This is a genomic window from Aminobacter sp. P4_D5 (assembly GCF_056401815.1).
Genome location: NZ_JBFUIP010001273.1, coordinates 1 through 542, shown reverse-complemented (window position 1 = coordinate 542; position 542 = coordinate 1). Strand labels below are relative to the sequence as shown.

The 542-nt window shown below is 69.6% G+C and carries 2 protein-coding genes; both read right to left on the bottom strand.

Annotated elements, in window-relative coordinates:
- The coding region (locus AC1DWF_RS37905) for a class I SAM-dependent methyltransferase (RefSeq protein ID WP_476843553.1) at positions 1-326 on the bottom strand (326 nt) is incomplete at its 3' end.
- The coding region (locus AC1DWF_RS37900; RefSeq protein ID WP_476843552.1) for an L-2-amino-thiazoline-4-carboxylic acid hydrolase at positions 323-542 on the bottom strand (220 nt) is incomplete at its 5' end. The genes AC1DWF_RS37905 and AC1DWF_RS37900, both read right to left, overlap by 4 nt.

Below are 542 nucleotides of genomic sequence, written 5' to 3'. Positions count from 1 at the left end.
AGCAGCGCCAGCGCCGCGTCCTGCGAGCCGGTGGGCAGCGGCAGCGAAAGAATGTCGCCCCGCTCGAAGCGCCCCTGCGGCATAGCGACACGGGCCGCCTCCACATAGGCCTGGCCGATATCGACGCCCGTCACCTTTGCGGCCGGGTCGCGCTCCAGGATTGCCGCGCTCAGCGCGCCGGTGCCGCAGCCGGCATCCAGCACGCGCAGGCCCCCAGGCAGCGCGAGCGCATCGAGGAACGGCGCCGCCAGCCGGCGGCTCCAGCGGCCCATGCTCTGCTCATAGCCAGCGGCGTCGGTGGCGACGTATTCGACGGTGGTGCTCATGGGGCGCGCGTATACCGGAAGTTGCAGTGCGTGGCACCGGACATGATGGTCTGTGTGCGCTCCAGCTTCATCTTCGGGTCGTAGCCCTCGCAGAAGGCGCCGTCGCGGTTGCAGGACAGCACGGCGCCGAGTTTGCCCAGCCCCATCTCGCGATAGCTCTCGGCATAGCGGCAGCGCGTGACGTTGAAGTCGAAATGTGCCTCGTCCTCGCGCAGC